Source organism: Ignavibacteriales bacterium, from assembly GCA_026390575.1.
In the GTDB taxonomy this organism is placed as follows: domain Bacteria; phylum Bacteroidota; class Ignavibacteria; order UBA10030; family UBA10030; genus Fen-1298.
Genome location: JAPLFR010000002.1, coordinates 98,893 through 115,701 on the forward strand (window position 1 = coordinate 98,893; position 16,809 = coordinate 115,701).

Sequence of the window (16,809 nt, forward strand, 5' to 3'; positions counted from 1 at the left end):
ATTCAAAAGAGATTTATAAGATTTTTCACTTGAGCGCTTGTGTGACCGCAGTGTAATCCGGTTCCACACCTGGATTTTCCGAAACCCAAGCATATTTCACGGTGCCGTTCGTGTCAATGATGAATACTGCACGTTTCGAAGCGCTGTATCCTTTCATTCCGGCAAAATCTTCATGCACGCCGCCGTATTGTTTGCTCACTTCGCGCGTGTAATCACTCAGTAACGGAAACTGTAGATTGTTTTGTGTTGCAAATGCTTTATTTGCGAACGGCGCATCCACACTGATTCCAACGACCTGCGCATGAAGATCGTTAAAATTCGACATCGCGTCGCGGAACGCACAAAGTTCTTTCGTGCATACTCCTGTAAACGCGCCGGGGAAAAAGGCGAGAACAACTTTCTTTCCGAGGAACTCGGAGAGAGAACGGGATTTCTTATCTGCGTCAAATAAAGTGAATTCTGGTGCTTTACTTCCTACATTGATTGCCATAGTGATATCCTCCTATTTCTTTTATCGTGATTTCAGAGATAAGAACATTCTTTCGAAGTAAAAGGTTTCATCGGCACATCTTTTGAATTCATTACGCTTTTTCTGTATATTTGAATCTCAGAGACCAAACTCGGAGAGGTGCGAGAGTGGTTGAATCGACCGGTCTCGAAAACCGGAATAGCCGCAAGGTTATCGAGGGTTCGAATCCCTCCCTCTCCGCTTTTTCAAGCAACAATTTGGAAATGAGATAATAGATTAGGATATTTGATTAATTGGAGAGATGCAAGAGTGGTTGAATTGGCTACCCTGGAAAGGTAGTGTATCCGTAAGGGTACCGTGGGTTCGAATCCCACTCTCTCCGCATAAAACACAAAAGCCGATTCTTTTGAATCGGCTTTTTTATTAGGTTTTTGCTTTTGTAGGGACGTGATTTATCACGTCCTCCTCCACAGAGATTTGATAAATCAAATCCCTACGAGGGTTTTCCTTCCACAATATTTATCTCTTCCCCAACGCATCATTTTTCACCCATGCTCGGATTGGTTCTCCTAACTTGGATCTGTGGCGGCAGCCGTCACATCAACATGCTTTTTCAATCTGCTCTAATGCTTTTAGAACAATCTCCAGATCGGTAACTCCTGTAAACCCACTAAATCCAACAGAAAGTTTTGTTCCGTCTTTTAAAATGATGGGTTGTCCACCTTCCCAGCCAATGAAGTCTGGCTTACTTATTCCAGCAATTTCTTCGGCAATTTCATTATTATAAATTTTCTTTTCATACTCTCCTGTTTTCATTCCGGTGAGCCATACTTGGCTTGCCTTTATCCATGCGACTCTAAATGATTCGCGTGCTCGTATTTTGTTATTGTGGATAAACACTTTTCCAAATACTCCGCCTGCTTCATCAATGATGCAGATAGCAACATTACCATTCGATATACCTTTATCTTCATCCTTCTTCATGTAAAGAGGAATTAACTCTTCCATCTTTTGAATAAGGTGTTCAATGCGTTTCTGAGGGTTATTCATTATTTTAACTCCAATGTTTTTATGCAACAATTATGTATGATTATGGTATCACAGATTTCTATTTGCTCTACAATAATATTTTCAATTACACAAAGTCTGGATGCCCGCTTATCCGCCAAAAAGACGACGGAATGACTATGGTGTAACGGTTTTTGCTTTTGTTGGGATGTATGGCGATACGTCCCTACAAGGATTTTCCCTCCACAGTCTTTCTCTCTTCCTCCGTCAACCCGTACAGCTTATACACCGCTTCGTAAATTCGGCGCTCTTTTCATTTGTAGAATCCGATCACAGATCGGATTGTTCACCCGCAATCGTCCGATGTAATCATCGGACTCTACGCTTTTCCCTCCACAATCTTTATCTCTTCCTCACTCAACCGATACAACTTATTAACCAATTCATCAATCTCGTTATCTGTTGTTTCGATTGTTTTTTATCCATGTGTCACGAATTTAAACAATTACCATAGTAAATGAAAGCCTTTTGCTATTTGACCGCTCTTTGCTTATCTTTCTAACGAATAGGAGATTGAAAAAGGTCTTCCCTTATAGTTTATTCCGGCAACGGTATATATCTTCTTCAAAAAACGCGAGTTTGACAAACACCTGCACCGGATGGAGGAATATTAAAATGCTCCACCGTTTATTCATACTTTCAATTTTCATTATTATCCTTCCTACTGTCATCTTTTCGCAACAAGTTGTTTTGCTGAAAATTGATGGTGCTATTAATCCGGCATCATCGGCTTTAATCGAACGCGGCATCGAAAGATCTGCTGAAAAAAACGCGGAGTGTCTCATCATCCAACTTAACACACCCGGCGGATTGCTTACATCTACACGTATCATTGTGAGTGCAATTCTGGAATCCAAAATTCCTATCGTGGTCTATGTTGCTCCAGGCGGAGCGCATGCAGGTTCGGCTGGTGTTTTTATTACAATGGCGGCGCACATTGCAGCGATGGCTCCAGGCACAAACATCGGCGCTGCCCATCCTGTGGAAATGGAAGGGAAAATGGATTCGGTGATGGGTGAAAAAGTCACTAATGATGCCGCAGCATTTATCCGCACGATCGCCGAAAAACGAAACCGTAACCTGAAGTGGGCTGAAGATGCTGTCCGGAAAAGCCAAGCTATTACAGAAACAGAGGCGCTCGACACAAATGTTATTGATCTCATTGCGAAGAATGTCGACGAATTGCTTACGCAAATTGACGGCAAACAAGTTGAGACCATCACCGGAACAACAACGCTCCATACAAAAGGCGCGCGGATCGAACAGATGGAGATGGGATGGGCCGAAAAGTTATTGGATCTTTTAAGCAATCCGAATATCGCCCTCATTCTTTTTCAACTCGGCACGATCGGCCTAATACTTGAGTTGTATAATCCGGGTTCCATCTTTCCCGGTATCGTTGGCGTGATTAGTCTCGTGCTTGCGTTTTATTCCATGCATACACTCCCCATCAACTATGCCGGACTCGCACTGATCATTTTTGGAATCATACTCTTCCTCTTGGAGATAAAAATAATCAGCCACGGCATGCTGGCAATCGGCGGGGCTGTATCAACTTTTATAGGATCAATTATGCTTATTCGTACATCAAGTGTTCTTGAGTTTGTGGAATTATCGTGGTCGGTCATCGTTGCATCGGTCTTGATAACCACCTTCTTTTTTGTCGTCATCCTCGGATTAGGAATTAAAGCTCAACGACGAAAGCCGACAACGGGTATTGAAGGATTGAACGGAGAGATGGGAGATGTTATCGAAACACTGAAGCCGGAAGGTGTTGTCCGTATCCAAGGTGAGATCTGGAATGCAGAATCACTCTCAGGGACAATTCAAAAAGGCAAGCGCGTACGAGTTGTTAAAATCAACGGATTAAAATTGTTAGTCGAACCATCCACAACATCTAAGGAGTGACTATGGAACCAGGATTTGTTTACATATTTCTTTTAGTATTTGCCTTTTTTCTTCTCGCAGTCAATTCAATAAAAATTTTACGCGAATATGATCGCGGTGTCATATTCCGTTTAGGACGATTGTTAGGAGTAAAGGGACCAGGACTTGTCTGGTTATGGCCCGGTATTGATAGAATGGTAAGAGTGAGTCTGCGAACAGTCGTTATGGATGTTCCTCCGCAGGATATCATAACACAGGACAACGTTTCGCTTAAAGTGAATGCTGTCGTATATTTTCGCGTGATGCAGCCAGAAAAAGCAGTTGTCTCGGTTGAGAATTATTTATTTGCCACGTCACAACTATCACAAACAACGTTACGAAGTGTGTTGGGACAGTCTGAATTAGATGATCTTCTTTCGCAACGCGACAAGATCAACCAAAAGCTCCAGCAAATTATCGACAGCCATACCGAGCCCTGGGGCGTGAAGGTTTCCAATGTCGAAGTGAAGCAGATCGATTTACCGCAGGAGATGCAGCGAGCGATGGCAAAACAGGCGGAAGCAGAACGTGAACGCCGCTCGAAAGTTATCGCAGCAGAAGGAGAATTCCAGGCATCACAACGCTTGTCCGATGCAGCAAAAGTCCTTAGCGAACAACCTAGCGCACTGACATTGCGTTACCTGCAAACGCTTCGTGAAATCGCTACGGAAAATAATTCTACGACAATCTTCCCAGTGCCTATCGATTTATTGAGGCCGTTTATGAATATGAATCTTGATAAGCCTAAGAAATGATGAATGGACAAGCTGCTCTATGGATATAATACCGAAGAGCGCATCGTCGCTGTCCAACAGCTGAACGATCAGACAATCAGACTCTACAAACGAGTTGAAGGGAAGGTTCTCCATCAAGATGTAGAATTCTTCCCTTTCTTTTTTCTGTCCGATGAATCGCTGATCAAAGACTACCCCAAAAAAATCTGGTTGAAGGAGCTTGCCGGCGGAAATTTTTACCGTTACATCGCTGCCTTCACGCGCTGGAGTGAGATGTGGGAAGCAGTACATTTCATTCTGCGTCAATATAACAAAACACATTCCTCTCGTGTGTCATCGTATCAGGAATTTAAAGAAATTCTTGTCCGCGCAGACGCCGTGCGCCAGTTTCTTCTGCAATCCGGTATCACATTATTCAAAGGGATGGAGTTTGAAGAACTCGTGCGGCTTCATGTGGATGTTCAGTTCGCCGCCGCAGCAGGGAAAAAACGGAATAGAAAAAGTTCAGAAGAACAAATTCTTGTTATCACGCTCGCCGCCAGCGATGGAAGTGAATATATATTCAGTACTGATAAGCACAATGAGCAAACGGTATTAAAACATTGTATTGACCGTATAAACATAATCAATCCGGATGTGATCGAAGGGTACGATTTGTTTGGAATGATTTTGCCAGCGCTCAGCCGTGCTTGCGAGCGCTCACAAATCCCGCTCGCGATTGGTAGAGATGGCAGCAACATACGAACTCCAACCGGATATGGCGCCGCTAGTACCGGAGAAAGTGAATGGTTTTCTTTTGATGTTTTCGGCAGACATCTCGTTGACTTGTTAACATTGGCAGAAACGGAAATCGACACGAAAAGAATTGAACAATCATTTACGCTCATTTCATTGGCAAAACATTTTGAAATTCCAATCGATACAGAGAAATCTGTTCCCCCACAACGAATAGCGGAAGAATGGAATCGTCAGCCGGAGAATATTATAAATCAATCTCTTCGCAATATTCGCATTGCACGCGATCTTTATAACTATCTTTCACCGCCGCTGTTCTATCTCGCGCAGATGTGTCCATTCAACTATCGAATGCTGACTCAGCTCAGTGCAGCTTCACGAATCGAATCTCTGATGCTTCGAGAATATGTCCGCCAGCGGCATTCAGTCCCACGAGCAAACGATAATTCCCGATCCATGACAACTCCATCGGAGATATTTCACGCCGGCGTTTTCTCCGACGTACTGTATGTTGAGTTAGCAGGAGTTCACTCTTCCATTTTACTCCGTCAGAACATCAAGCCAAGGACAGATGAATTAGATGTTTTTATTCAACTTCTTACACAACTCTCCGCGTTGCAGCGAGAGACATCCGGCCCGACGAACAACGAAACACTACACTCCCAAGATTCGGACCACCGATTGAAAGCGGTGCAACGTCTTCTTGATTCATTTCATCTCTATCTCGGCTCTGCGCGCGGATTATACAACGATCCTGAACAAGCAGAAGTTGTCTTGACCGCATATCACGAAATTCTGAAAGAAATTCTGGGCCAGATTGAACGCTTCAACGCGACCATCATTCAATCTGATGGTGAGGGTTTTTTTCTTCTCTCTCCAAACAATATTGTCGGCGAAGTAAATCAGAAGAATTTTGTCGAACGGCTCTCAAATACATTGCCGGAAGAAACCACGCTTGTCTTATCACATCGTTACAAGCAAATGTTCAGCTATCGGAAAAATAATTACGCCTTACTGGATCAGAACAACAATGTTCTTATCAAAGGAAACAATCTTTTCTCCCGCGGGATAGAACGTTTCCTAAGAGTATTTATTCAGCGGATGATTGAATGCCTGATGACAAACGATTTAAAACGGCTGCACCATGCGTATGCGACGGCACATACTCAAGTGCAGCAGCACAAATGGACTCCGGGAGATTTTTGTCGCACAGATATTGTCCGTATGGATACAGAAACGTATCAGAAGGAAGTGCTTTCTGGTCAAATCACAGCATCACCAGCGATGGAAGCTCTCGTACGATCAAGTCTCTTTGTTAAAGCGAATTCAAAAGTCTCTTATTACATAACCGGAAACGATACGGGTATTGCGCTTACTCGATCCTCTCGTTTAGTTGATGAATGGGACCCACATCAGCCAGACGAAAACACCGCCTATTATCTTGCTCGTTTGCATGAAACCATAGGCAAATTCCGGGAGTTTTTTGAACCGGCAGCATTTGAGCGACTATGTACGTTAGATGAAATGTTTCCTTTTTCCGATGAAGGCATCCACATCTTGACTCGAAGAATTACACCGGAAGGAGCAGAACCCAAGATCGAAACTGAGGAATATGGCATCTGGCTGGCAGACGAAGAGTAAGAAGATAAAGTGAAACACATGGTCTCACCACTTGCATTTTAATGCACGAAATTGTAATATTTGATCGTAGTTCACTGCACCGATTTTGTTTCATCGTTATTTGTTTTAGCTGTCGCGTCGCCCGTTGTTCATTCGACTGTGTGGATCCGATGCTTGGAAGCTGAGCAAGACAGGTGTAAAGCACTCGATGCACCTTTTTCGTTGAGAGACAAAGTTGCGGTGTGATGTTCAATGCATCAAGGGGATGAACCCGTATGGAACAGGGTACAGTAAAGTGGTTCAACAATACAAAAGGTTATGGCTTCATCAAACGGGAAAGTGGTGAAGACGTGTTCGTGCATTACAAGTCCATCAACGGAGACGGCTACAAAACGCTCAACGAAGGCGACAAAGTAGAGTTCGAAGTTGAACAGGGTCCCAAAGGGTTGCAGGCCGTCAAAGTTGCAAAACCTGCTTAAAACAACTTTAACAACACAAAACCCGTTGAGTGATTCTTAACGGGTTTTTTATTGTACTCAATCCATTCTTATACTGTATCATTTTCGATTTTATAGTTTTCTTACCTGGGGAGTTTCTAAATCAATTATAAATCGTTGCAATGTTGAATAGAAACGCGCAAGCGGGAATCCAACGACATTATAGAAACATCCGTTCACTCGCTCGATGAAGACAGCCCCAAAGTCATCCTGAATTCCATAGGCACCTGCTTTATCCATCGGCGAACCGCTATTAACATAGTCAGCAATTTCTTTCTCGGTTAATTTACGAAAACGGACTTTTGTTTCTTCCACGCCTGCTGTATGCTTTCCAGTTTCCACATCTTTTAATGCAAAGCCGGTAAAGACCGAATGCTCGCGTCCGCTTAACAATCTCAGCATCCGTTTGGCATCATCTTTGGATTTCGGTTTGCCGAGAACGTGATGATCGAGAACAACAATGGTATCTGCACCAATGACAATTCCTTTTCGCAAATGGGCAGCAACATCTATTGCCTTTTCCAAAGCAATGCGTTGAGCATTCTCACCTGGACTCTGGTGAGGAGAGATCACCTCTGCCGTTCGGCTTGGAACAACACGGAACTTCATCCCAATCTGATTGAGCAGATTTTTTCTCCGTGGTGATTGAGATGCAAGAATCAAAGGTTTCATTCAAACGCCTATAAACAAAAAAAGCGATGCAAAACGATCGCTTGATAAAAATTTTAGATATTCACTCAGCTCAACGGAACATTGCTTTGATGCTGCCCCACGTGCGTTTTGCCGCCGAGCTTGTGCTGCTGTAGGATGCGCCAACTTCACTCTGACATACGATAGTTGCATCCGCACGCAATGCTAGTACTTTATAGCGAAAATATTTTCCGGAAGTCTTGAATAAATCATTATCGCTGAAAGAGTAAGTTCCGCGAGGTACTTCTCCGATATGGCTGAATTGTCCGGTATTACCGGTACTTCTAAATATTGCATAATGGTCAATTCCGTCCTCTGACCCAATTGACCAGCTGATTTTCATTGTACCATCGTTTTCTTGTTTAACACCTATATTCATCGTTGTGGAAGTTTGCGCGAACATCATCCCGCTCACAATGATAATTAGAGCAACAAGAAGAAAATATTTTTGTCCTGCTTTCATCTGCCTCCAATATACTTTTTGGTCATGACTTACGCAAGTACTGAATTATTAATTTTTACTCTGTAACGCATTTTTTCGCGTCTTTTGATACAGGTCACTCAATCTTTATTCTATGCTGATTTATGCGATTAATTTCATTGCACTTCTTTGTTCTTGCGCGTGAAAATATCATCCGATAATTCAGATACTATCAAACCAAACAGAATCAGTATTCCTCCAATGACTCCCATCATCCCAATTTGTTCGCCAATAATAAAGAAGGCAAAGAGTGCAGCAAAGGGTGGTTCCATTGAATAAATAATTGCACTCCGTGTCGGCGTAGTATACTTCTGATATTTTGCCATCACATAGAGCGCGACAACGGTCGGCATCACCGCTAAATATGCAAGGTTCAAGAGGAAGTTGAAAGTCATATTCAGATGTGCCGTTTCTAAAAAAGGAATTGCCATGAAGGCAAATATTGCTGTAAAAACAAACTGGATAAAAGTTAAATGTGCTGGGTCATGGTCTTTGCCATACACACCGAGATACACGGTGTATATGCTGAACAAAACAGCGCACACGAGAGTCAGCGCATCACCAAAATTAAATTCTGATCCTTGGGGAGATGTTAAGAGATACAATCCAATGGCAACGAGCGCAACTCCGATCATATTTCCAATCTTTGGTGCTTTACGCTCGATGATGAGTTGAAATAGTGGCGTGAAGACAACCATGAGTCCGGTGATGAACGCAGATTTTGAGGCGGTCGTGAATTTCATCCCGATCGTTTGCAGGATGAAGCCGAGAAAGAGCAGCACACCCAGCACCAAACCTTTCGCGATTCCATCCTTTGAGATTGTTCGCAGTCTTCGGAAGAAGAACGCACCGAATAAAAGTGACGCGATAAAAAAACGGAGCGCGACGTAGACAAGAGGTGAAGCATCCTCGAGGATGAATTTCGTCAGAACAAACGTACTGCCCCAGATAATCGTCAAGGAAAGCAGAAACGATTCGGCGCGTGTTCGTGATGTCAGCTGCATTGCATTCACCGATTATGATCCGGTTGGCTGGTACGATGCAAAGAGTTGTCCCCATTGCGTTTTCGTAAGCCAGTGTTTGAACACACGTCTCTCTCGAAGCGGCCACCGGTAATAGTCGTGATAAAACTCCGAGGCAAAAATAAATACGTTGACAAGAGGTGTCCGGAAAAAAACACTTTGGAGCTTTTTCAAAAATCCAAACCACATCAGGTCACCCGCCCTGCTTGCTATATTATCACCAACCGTAAATTTCCAATTTTCGTTTGTAACGTCTTCTCCTACAATAGTAATTCCGCGGGGGTCGCCGCATCCGAGGCCGCTTTGGTGCGCCAGGCTAATATATTTGATAGAGAGCGGATCAAATCCCATCATCTTTGCAGCAACGGCATCAATCGCTACCTGATCGGCACTGGCAAGAATAAGATTTTTTTCAATGGGGAACATGGTTCGAGGTCCTGGACCGTTCCCTGCAGTTGTTCCGTCCATGAGTGCGAAAACGCCCGAATGAATTTCTTTCTGAATGGCAAGCAAATCAACAAGTGTTTCATGAATCCATGTATGCGTATAGTGTCTATGCGTAGCCAGCAAACCACCAAATGCATTTTTCATTGCTCCGGTTGTTGTTGTATAGATATGGCATTTTACAGTTGGGAGATGAAGAACGTTCTTTCCAAAAAAATAATCTGGAATTGAGATGCCTTCCGGGAAGATTTGATCGAGCACCAGCATGGGTGATTTTGGTTTATACGCAGTCCACTTCATATCACTCTCTTGAAAGTTGAAGAGAACCGGAATCTGATATTTCTTAAACAGCGGCGAGTATTTATTTAAGTCCTCCCCTTTGAATGCATCCGTTACCACTGTTCTATTCTGTACACACACAACATCGTTAAAACCATTCTTGTGTAAACCAAGAATCGCGCCCTCCAATTGCCATGGTGTTGTATTGGCGCCAGGGAAAGGGAAATGCCATGAGATGTTATCTTTCAGAATTGTAGGTGCATTTGTATGCAGCGTATTTTTCAATCCGGCAAGTTCCATTGCACGCTGCACATCTTCCAGCACTGTTTGCGGCGTCGTTTTCACAACAGCTACTTTCGGTGTGCAGGATGGAAGACCCGTGATTGTAATTGGCAGTTTGGGTTCGGGCAATTTCATTTTAGAATATCCATCTGGATGTGTCAGGAAAATAAATAATGAATACACATGCAAGGAACCAGAGAAGAATGTTCACAACCAATGGCGTATCGCTGAGTAATAAATGCATCGGATTGTCGTCCGTTTTTCGTCCTCGCATAAGAAATAGGTACCTAAAAATGCCAAACAAGACAAACACTGACGTAAAGATAAGATTCTCTGTGCCAAAGATATTCACAGTACGTTCGGCAACAGTATAGAGCGCGTACGAAATTGCCATTCCAGACGCCGCTACTGTCATGATTTGATCCATGAACGCCACATCGTACTGCTTCAAAACCGGACGAGAAGCATAGGAATCGGTCGCGGCGCTGAGCAACAATTCGCCGCGCCGTTTGGAAATAGCAAGGAACACCGAGACGAAGAGTGTACAAAGTATTATCCACGAAGAAATCACAACCTCGATCGCGAAAACACCGGCAAGAACGCGCAGCATAAATCCCGCCGCAATGATGAAAACATCCACGATAACAACCTGCTTCAACCAGAACGAATATGCAAGGTTGAGAAATCCATACAGCGCAATGGTGTACCAAAACCGAATACTGAGATATGGTGTCAAACTGATGACAAACGCAAGCAAAATGAGAATAACGACGACGACATCAGATAAACGAAGAAGTCCCGATGCAAGCGGACGATTTCTTTTTATGGGGTGAAGTCTATCCGCTTCAAGATCTGCAATATCGTTGATGGCGTATACAATACTGGAGACAAGACAAAAACCGGCGAACGCAAGTGCTTCCCGGCAGAAGTATGCCGGTTCGAAGAGATGTTTCGAGAAAATAAGCGGGGCAAAGAGAAAAATATTTTTCATCCATTGGGTAGGACGCAATACATGAAACGCGCCGACAATTTTCTTCTTCACTGCTCCTCTCTCCTCATTCTCTTGAAAGGTGATTCATATCCATCGCGAAGACAAATTCTCTTACGTTCTCCCAAACCGCTTATCGAGTTCTTCTAATGGAATTTTCACAATCACCGGCCTGCCATGGGGGCATACGTAGGGCACTTTCGTAAGAAACAAATATTCGATCAGCACAACCATCTCTGTTACGTTCAACCTATCCCCCGTTTTAATCGCTGCTTTGCAAGCAAAAGATTTTGCCAGATTGTCCCGTACATCTTTCACACCGGAGTGTTCGTTGTTTTTGAATTCATCCAGCACTTCCTGCAAGATCTTTTTTTCGTTCCCAATTCGTACATCCGCTGGAATACCTTCTATCACAACCGTGTTTTTACCAAAGAGCCGCATATCAAATCCAAGACGTACAAGATCCGGCAGCAATTCTTTTACTAAGGCATAGTCGCTTGCGCCCAGATCAACGGTTTCCGGAAACAGAAGCTGCTGCGATGATGGCAGAGTGTTCTCAAAATTCGCCATCACACGTTCATAGAGAATCCGTTCATGCGCAGCGTGCTGATCAATTATCATCAGTCCATTGTGAATCTGTGAAATGATATATTTATTGTGCGCTTGCCAAATAGGTCTGCTTTCCGGCATCTGCGATTGATCCAGCGCCGATCTTTGCCCAAGAATGCGATTGAGCGAGGATGAAGAGGCAGTCGCGTCAAACGGCAACCGAGATTCTGAACTTGAAGCAGAAGATCGAATATCATCAAGACCGATTATATTCGGTGTTGTTGGCACTGAATGTTCGCCAGGCCGAACGTCGGGACGAAGTGGGAACACCGGTGCACCAGTTTGATCGATAACTCCTTGTTTCCATGCGTGTTCACTAAATTGGAATTTGGCATCAAACGGCGAAACCGCGTTTCCATCTCGAAACGCCATTGATGGAATCAAATCATTCGCCGCAAGCGCCTTCCGCACAACCGACAGGATAATGCGATAGACATTCGATTCGTTTTCAAACTTCACTTCCATCTTCGATGGATGCACGTTGACATCAATTTTTTTCGGATCAATCGTAAGATTCAGAATAAAGAACGGAAATGATCCTTTTTCCAACAAATGTTCGTATGCTTGAAAAACCGCATGGTTCATCATTCTGCTGAAAATGAATCGCCGGTTAAGAAAAACAAATTGTTCTACGCGGCTCTTGCGCGCAAAGTTTGGTTTGCCGAGAAATCCGTTCACTGTCATCAATTCGTTGGTGTCGTCAAACTTGAACATCGAGCCAAATTGCGACTTGCCAAATACTTCCGCCACACGCCTTTCAACGTTTTGCGCTTTTACATCGAGCATGACTTCGTCGTCGCTTGCGTAGAACCATTCAACTTCAGGATATGCAATCGCCATTCTCACAATCACATCGGTTATGTTCTTAAGTTCGGTATGGCGGGTTTTTAGAAAATTGCGGCGCGCCGGAGTATTGTAGAACAAATTGCGTACTGTAATATTTGTACCGCGTTCCAGCGCTGATTTGGATTTCTCAATGGTCTCGCTGCCCTCAATCCGGATGTGCGTTGCGAGATCATCAGCATCTGTTCGAGTTTTTAATTCCACTTGCGCAACCGCCGCTATAGAGGCAAGCGCTTCGCCTCGAAATCCAAGCGTCCGGATTTCTTCCAGATCACTTGCCGAATGAATCTTGCTCGTTGCATGTCTCCGGAATGCGAGTGACGCATCCTGTTCGGACATTCCTTCGCCGTCGTCCACTACTTGGATGAACGCTTTGCCTGCATCTTTAACGATAACGCTGATACGCGTCGCCTTGGCATCAAGTGAGTTCTCAATTAACTCTTTGACAACAGCTGCAGGACGCTGCACTACTTCACCTGCGGCAATTTTGTTGGATAACTCGGGTGATAATATGTGAATTTTAAAAGCCACTTATAAATGATTTCCAATTTCCAAATGTCAATTGTCGATTAATGTGAATTATTTCCTATTCTGTTTTGCTGTTTTTGCTGATGCCGCAAATATTGCAACAAGTTCATACACTTCTTTTAAAGGCGTTTCTCCCTTATCTTTTGCCACAATATTTAGTTCCAATAAGTATTCAATCCATAAGGCAGTCTCATCAGCTTCTTCCTCTACAATACCAATTTTATTGATGAAATCAGCGCGAGATCGCGCTTTACATGCCGCACGATAGTTCGCAGCCACCGATGTTGCAGATCTAATTACTTGTCGTGAAAATATATCAACTTCTCTTGAGCGAGGCAATGAAGTAACCAATCGGATAACCGACAATGACATCTCTTTTGTTCGTCTTTTCAATTCTTCGGAAGTCATATCATCTATGGCCTATGAAAAATTAGCAATTGGAAGTCGGCAATTGGCAATCATTAGCTCAACTGCTCATTAACTCACCTCAAACAAAGCATCGACAAATGCGCGGCGATCAAAGACTTGAAGGTCATCAATCTTTTCGCCAACACCGATAAACTTCACAGGCATCTTCATTTCATGACTGATGGCAAGCACAATCCCGCCTTTTGCAGTTCCATCAAGCTTTGTCAGCACAAGTCCGGTGAGCTCAACAGCTTCGTTAAAATGTTTCACTTGCTGCAGGCCGTTTTGTCCGGTCGTTGCATCGAGCACTAACAATACTTCGTGCGGAGCACCGGGCAGACGTTTTGCCATTACCCGCCTAATTTTTTTTAATTCTTCCATCAAATTTGTTTTCGTATGCAGACGACCCGCTGTATCGATGATAACAACATCGGCTTGCTTCGAGAGTGCTGAGTTGATTGCATCAAATGCGACTGACGCCGGATCTGCACCATGCGATTGTTGTACAATATCTACACCGGCACGTTGCGCCCAAATTTCGAGTTGTTCATTTGCCGCCGCGCGGAAAGTATCCGCCGCTCCGATGACAACCTTATGGCCTGCTTGACGGTACTGATATGCCATCTTGCCAATCGTTGTCGTTTTACCCGCTCCATTCACTCCGACAACCATCACCACAAACGGCTTGGCCGATGCGGGCAGAATGTTCAAGGATGATTCTTTTCCGTCATCGACATGCAGAACCGTTCCAATTTCTTCCTTCAATAAAGAAATAAGCTGAGATGGTGATTCGTACTTCTCTTCTTTTACACGACGTTTCAGGTGAGACAAAATAACATCCGTCGTCTGCACACCAACATCGCCCGCTATCAAAATATCTTCCAACTGACTGAGCAGTTCGTCGTCGATCGTACTCTTGCTTGCGGCAAGCTGCTGCACTTTGCTGACGATCGAATCCCGCGTCTTAGCAAGTCCGGCTTTAAGCTTGGAGAATGTATGAAAAAATCCCATTGTTATTTCCCCGCTTCAATATTCCTGCCGATAAATAATCTTTGTGCGTAATTTACGAGCGATAAAAGCATCATGATCATACTTGCCCATAGAGTGTAAGTAAAAAATGTGCTTAATGCATTCACTTGAATTGTCGCTAAAAAGAACACAACGCCAACAAGCGAGACAGCAATTTTACCGGGCCAATTTGATTGAGGTACGATATTTTTCTTGCGTTGAATGTAAACTCCTCCGCTAAATATGAGAAGATCTCTCAGAAGAACAAAAATAACAAACCAGAAAGGCACATCTCCCGTCCAAGCCAACAACACCGCATAAATACCGATGCCAATTTTATCTGCGAGCGGATCAAGAATTTGACCGATGTCCGTTACTTGATGCAATTTTCTTGCGAGGAATCCATCAAGCAAATCTGTCACAACAGCGATGACAATGATACCTGCAGTCCATAAACGATGATGGGGGAAATCCAGGACAAGACAATATCCCATCGGAATCACCAAAAAGATGCGGCTCGCACTGAGAAAATTAGAAATTGTAAAATAGCGATGCATTACTGATCGTTTTCGTTCTTTGCTGCTTCTGGGTCGATGGGTACCGGATAATTACCGCTGAAACAAGCGGTACAATAATGTTTGCCGTCTTCTGTCGGTGCTGACGCAAGAAGTTTTTCCATCGGCAGATAGGAAAGACTGTCAACGCCTAATTCCTGCCGGATAGCTTCAATGTTACCATGTAATCTGTTTGCAACTAATTCCTCGCGGCTTGGAAAATCCATTCCGTAGTAACACGGAAATTTAATGGGGGGACTGGAAATGCGAAAGTGCACTTCTTTTGGTTCGGCTTCCCGAATCATCTTCACTAACAATTTTGATGTGGTTCCCCGAACAATTGAATCATCAACAATAATAACTTTCTTGCCTTTCAAGACTCCCTTCACCGTGTTAAATTTCACTTTCACTTTCAATTCGCGATGATTCTGTTGCGGTTGTATAAATGTACGTCCAACGTAGTGATTGCGGATAAGACCGAGTTCCAGTTTTACATTCAATCCTTGTTTGTTGCTTTCGCTCACATATCCCAGGGTGCAAGTGTTACTGGAATCAGGAACACTAATGACTATTATTTTATCGTCAGCAGATTCTTGGGTTATCGGATTTTCACTCGCAAGGAGCTTTCCTAACTTGCGGCGCACTTTGTCGACATTGACGCCGAAGACTTTGCTATCCGGGCGGGCAAAATAGATATATTCAAAAATGCAATGATGCGGCTGAGAAGATTTCTTGGAAACCCAATACGATTTTATATTTCCCGATGCAACTACTTCTTTGTCGATCACCACAATTTCACCAGGTGCAATATCACGGATGTATTCCGCACCGTTAATATCGAACGCACAAGTTTCTGAAGCAACGACGTACGCTCCATCCACTTTACCAAGCGCCAGAGGACGAAATCCGTGAGGATCGCGTGCTGCAATCAAACTATCATCCGTTAATATGACAAGTGAATAAGCACCTTCTACAACATCCAGAGCTTCTTTAATCTGCAGAATTTGCTCTTTCTGTTTGCTGTGAGCGATGAGATGCAAGATGATTTCGCTGTCGGACGTTGATTGGAAAATCGTTCCATCTTCCTGAAGCTGATGGCGGAGTAACCGGTAATTGGTCAGGTTCCCATTATGACCAAGTGCAAGATTACCGGTTTTGTAGTTCACAACAAAGGGTTGAATATTAGATTTGTTATCCGAAGAACCTGTCGTGGAGTACCTGTTGTGTCCAATGGCAGCATTGCCTTTGAGATCTTTGCGAAGGATGTCTTCATCTTTGAAAACATCTGCAACAAGCCCGACACCTTTTTGGATATTGAAGCGCCACTTTTTCTTATCCTCAAGCCACTCACTGGAAATGATACCGGCGGCTTCCTGCCCGCGATGCTGGAGGGCATGCAAACCATAGTAGCAAAAGACAGACGCTTCCGGATGACCAAAGACGCCAAAGACACCGCAATGGCAACGCGGCTTTCCTTCTACGAGAGCAAATTCTTTCATGGTAAATGTAAGATACAAAAAAAATGGCGGGCTTCCAAAAACACAAAAATAATCTTGGAGTCACGAAGGAATGATATTCTTTTGAGAAAGAGAATAAAAACTAAGAGAAATAATAAAAGGGAGAA

At 43.7% G+C, this 16,809-nt stretch carries 16 protein-coding genes and 2 tRNA genes; 6 read left to right on the forward strand and 12 right to left on the reverse strand.

The features are described from left to right. Window positions 1–25: 25 nt before the first annotated feature. On the reverse strand, window positions 26–490 hold the full coding sequence (locus NTX44_02560; GenBank protein ID MCX6120487.1) for a peroxiredoxin: 465 nt from the start codon (window positions 488–490) through the stop codon (window positions 26–28). Between the two features lie 132 nt (window positions 491–622). Between NTX44_02560 and NTX44_02565 the strand changes: the two genes are divergently transcribed. Both NTX44_02565 and NTX44_02570 read left to right on the forward strand, forming a co-directional pair. Then, window positions 623–709 (forward strand) — tRNA-Ser (locus NTX44_02565). Window positions 710–764: 55 nt separating this feature from the next. Next, window positions 765–851 (forward strand) — tRNA-Ser (locus NTX44_02570). A 218-nt stretch (window positions 852–1,069) separates the two neighbouring features. Here the strand turns inward: NTX44_02570 and NTX44_02575 are convergent. Continuing rightward, window positions 1,070–1,519, reverse strand: a complete 450-nt coding sequence (locus NTX44_02575; GenBank protein MCX6120488.1) for a heme-binding protein — start codon at window positions 1,517–1,519, stop codon at window positions 1,070–1,072. Between the two features lie 633 nt (window positions 1,520–2,152). On the opposite strand from NTX44_02575, the gene NTX44_02580 reads away from it, so the two are divergent. From NTX44_02580 to NTX44_02595, 4 genes are all read left to right on the forward strand, one after another. Next, on the forward strand, window positions 2,153–3,445 hold the full coding sequence (locus NTX44_02580; GenBank protein MCX6120489.1) for a nodulation protein NfeD: 1,293 nt from the start codon (window positions 2,153–2,155) through the stop codon (window positions 3,443–3,445). Window positions 3,446–3,447: 2 nt separating this feature from the next. Then, the gene (locus NTX44_02585; GenBank protein MCX6120490.1) at window positions 3,448–4,218 is read left to right on the forward strand and encodes a slipin family protein; all 771 of its coding nucleotides are present in this window, start codon (window positions 3,448–3,450) and stop codon (window positions 4,216–4,218) included. Between the two features lie 3 nt (window positions 4,219–4,221). After that, a complete protein-coding gene (locus tag NTX44_02590) occupies window positions 4,222–6,573 on the forward strand; it encodes a hypothetical protein (GenBank protein ID MCX6120491.1) in 2,352 nt (783 codons plus the stop codon). Window positions 6,574–6,827: 254 nt separating this feature from the next. Further along, a complete protein-coding gene (locus NTX44_02595; GenBank protein MCX6120492.1) occupies window positions 6,828–7,031 on the forward strand; it encodes a cold-shock protein in 204 nt (67 codons plus the stop codon). Window positions 7,032–7,121: 90 nt separating this feature from the next. Here the strand turns inward: NTX44_02595 and NTX44_02600 are convergent, their stop codons facing one another. The 10 genes from NTX44_02600 to purF all read right to left on the reverse strand — a co-directional run bounded on the left by NTX44_02600 (window position 7,122) and on the right by purF (window position 16,702). After that, window positions 7,122–7,721 (reverse strand): Maf family protein, encoded by a 600-nt coding sequence (locus NTX44_02600; GenBank protein MCX6120493.1) that lies wholly within the window; start codon window positions 7,719–7,721, stop codon window positions 7,122–7,124. A gap of 70 nt (window positions 7,722–7,791) precedes the next feature. Then, a complete protein-coding gene (locus NTX44_02605) occupies window positions 7,792–8,202 on the reverse strand; it encodes a hypothetical protein (GenBank protein ID MCX6120494.1) in 411 nt (136 codons plus the stop codon). Window positions 8,203–8,336: 134 nt separating this feature from the next. Then, on the reverse strand, window positions 8,337–9,224 hold the full coding sequence (locus NTX44_02610) for an EamA family transporter (protein ID MCX6120495.1): 888 nt from the start codon (window positions 9,222–9,224) through the stop codon (window positions 8,337–8,339). A 12-nt stretch (window positions 9,225–9,236) separates the two neighbouring features. Next, the gene (locus NTX44_02615) at window positions 9,237–10,382 is read right to left on the reverse strand and encodes a DUF362 domain-containing protein (protein ID MCX6120496.1); all 1,146 of its coding nucleotides are present in this window, start codon (window positions 10,380–10,382) and stop codon (window positions 9,237–9,239) included. A 1-nt stretch (window position 10,383) separates the two neighbouring features. Continuing rightward, window positions 10,384–11,289: a decaprenyl-phosphate phosphoribosyltransferase gene (locus NTX44_02620; GenBank protein ID MCX6120497.1), complete on the reverse strand. Its 906-nt coding sequence runs from the start codon at window positions 11,287–11,289 to the stop codon at window positions 10,384–10,386. A gap of 60 nt (window positions 11,290–11,349) precedes the next feature. Continuing rightward, the gene (gene mutL, locus NTX44_02625; GenBank protein ID MCX6120498.1) at window positions 11,350–13,218 is read right to left on the reverse strand and encodes a DNA mismatch repair endonuclease MutL; all 1,869 of its coding nucleotides are present in this window, start codon (window positions 13,216–13,218) and stop codon (window positions 11,350–11,352) included. Window positions 13,219–13,266: 48 nt separating this feature from the next. After that, on the reverse strand, window positions 13,267–13,623 hold the full coding sequence (locus NTX44_02630; protein MCX6120499.1) for a four helix bundle protein: 357 nt from the start codon (window positions 13,621–13,623) through the stop codon (window positions 13,267–13,269). Between the two features lie 69 nt (window positions 13,624–13,692). Next, window positions 13,693–14,634, reverse strand: a complete 942-nt coding sequence (gene ftsY, locus NTX44_02635; protein MCX6120500.1) for a signal recognition particle-docking protein FtsY — start codon at window positions 14,632–14,634, stop codon at window positions 13,693–13,695. A gap of 2 nt (window positions 14,635–14,636) precedes the next feature. Beyond that, on the reverse strand, window positions 14,637–15,188 hold the full coding sequence (locus NTX44_02640) for a CDP-alcohol phosphatidyltransferase family protein (protein MCX6120501.1): 552 nt from the start codon (window positions 15,186–15,188) through the stop codon (window positions 14,637–14,639). Then, a complete protein-coding gene (gene purF, locus NTX44_02645; protein MCX6120502.1) occupies window positions 15,188–16,702 on the reverse strand; it encodes an amidophosphoribosyltransferase in 1,515 nt (504 codons plus the stop codon). The genes NTX44_02640 and purF overlap by 1 nt, the downstream gene beginning before the upstream one ends. Window positions 16,703–16,809: the final 107 nt, after the last annotated feature.

Excerpts from the sequence above, each read along its gene's own strand:
- NTX44_02610 (MCX6120495.1), bottom strand. The coding sequence starts at position 9,224 with ATGCAGCTGACATCACGAACACGCGCCGAATCGTTTCTGCTTTCCTTG.
- NTX44_02575 (MCX6120488.1), bottom strand. The coding sequence starts at position 1,519 with ATGAATAACCCTCAGAAACGCATTGAACACCTTATTCAAAAGATGGAA.
- NTX44_02560 (MCX6120487.1), bottom strand. The coding sequence starts at position 490 with ATGGCAATCAATGTAGGAAGTAAAGCACCAGAATTCACTTTATTTGAC.
- ftsY (MCX6120500.1), bottom strand. The coding sequence starts at position 14,634 with ATGGGATTTTTTCATACATTCTCCAAGCTTAAAGCCGGACTTGCTAAG.
- NTX44_02585 (MCX6120490.1), top strand. The coding sequence starts at position 3,448 with ATGGAACCAGGATTTGTTTACATATTTCTTTTAGTATTTGCCTTTTTT.
- NTX44_02605 (MCX6120494.1), bottom strand. The coding sequence starts at position 8,202 with ATGAAAGCAGGACAAAAATATTTTCTTCTTGTTGCTCTAATTATCATT.
- NTX44_02580 (MCX6120489.1), top strand. The coding sequence starts at position 2,153 with ATGCTCCACCGTTTATTCATACTTTCAATTTTCATTATTATCCTTCCT.
- NTX44_02640 (MCX6120501.1), bottom strand. The coding sequence starts at position 15,188 with ATGCATCGCTATTTTACAATTTCTAATTTTCTCAGTGCGAGCCGCATC.
- NTX44_02595 (MCX6120492.1), top strand. The coding sequence starts at position 6,828 with ATGGAACAGGGTACAGTAAAGTGGTTCAACAATACAAAAGGTTATGGC.
- NTX44_02600 (MCX6120493.1), bottom strand. The coding sequence starts at position 7,721 with ATGAAACCTTTGATTCTTGCATCTCAATCACCACGGAGAAAAAATCTG.
- NTX44_02630 (MCX6120499.1), bottom strand. The coding sequence starts at position 13,623 with ATGACTTCCGAAGAATTGAAAAGACGAACAAAAGAGATGTCATTGTCG.
- NTX44_02615 (MCX6120496.1), bottom strand. The coding sequence starts at position 10,382 with ATGAAATTGCCCGAACCCAAACTGCCAATTACAATCACGGGTCTTCCA.
- NTX44_02590 (MCX6120491.1), top strand. The coding sequence starts at position 4,222 with ATGGACAAGCTGCTCTATGGATATAATACCGAAGAGCGCATCGTCGCT.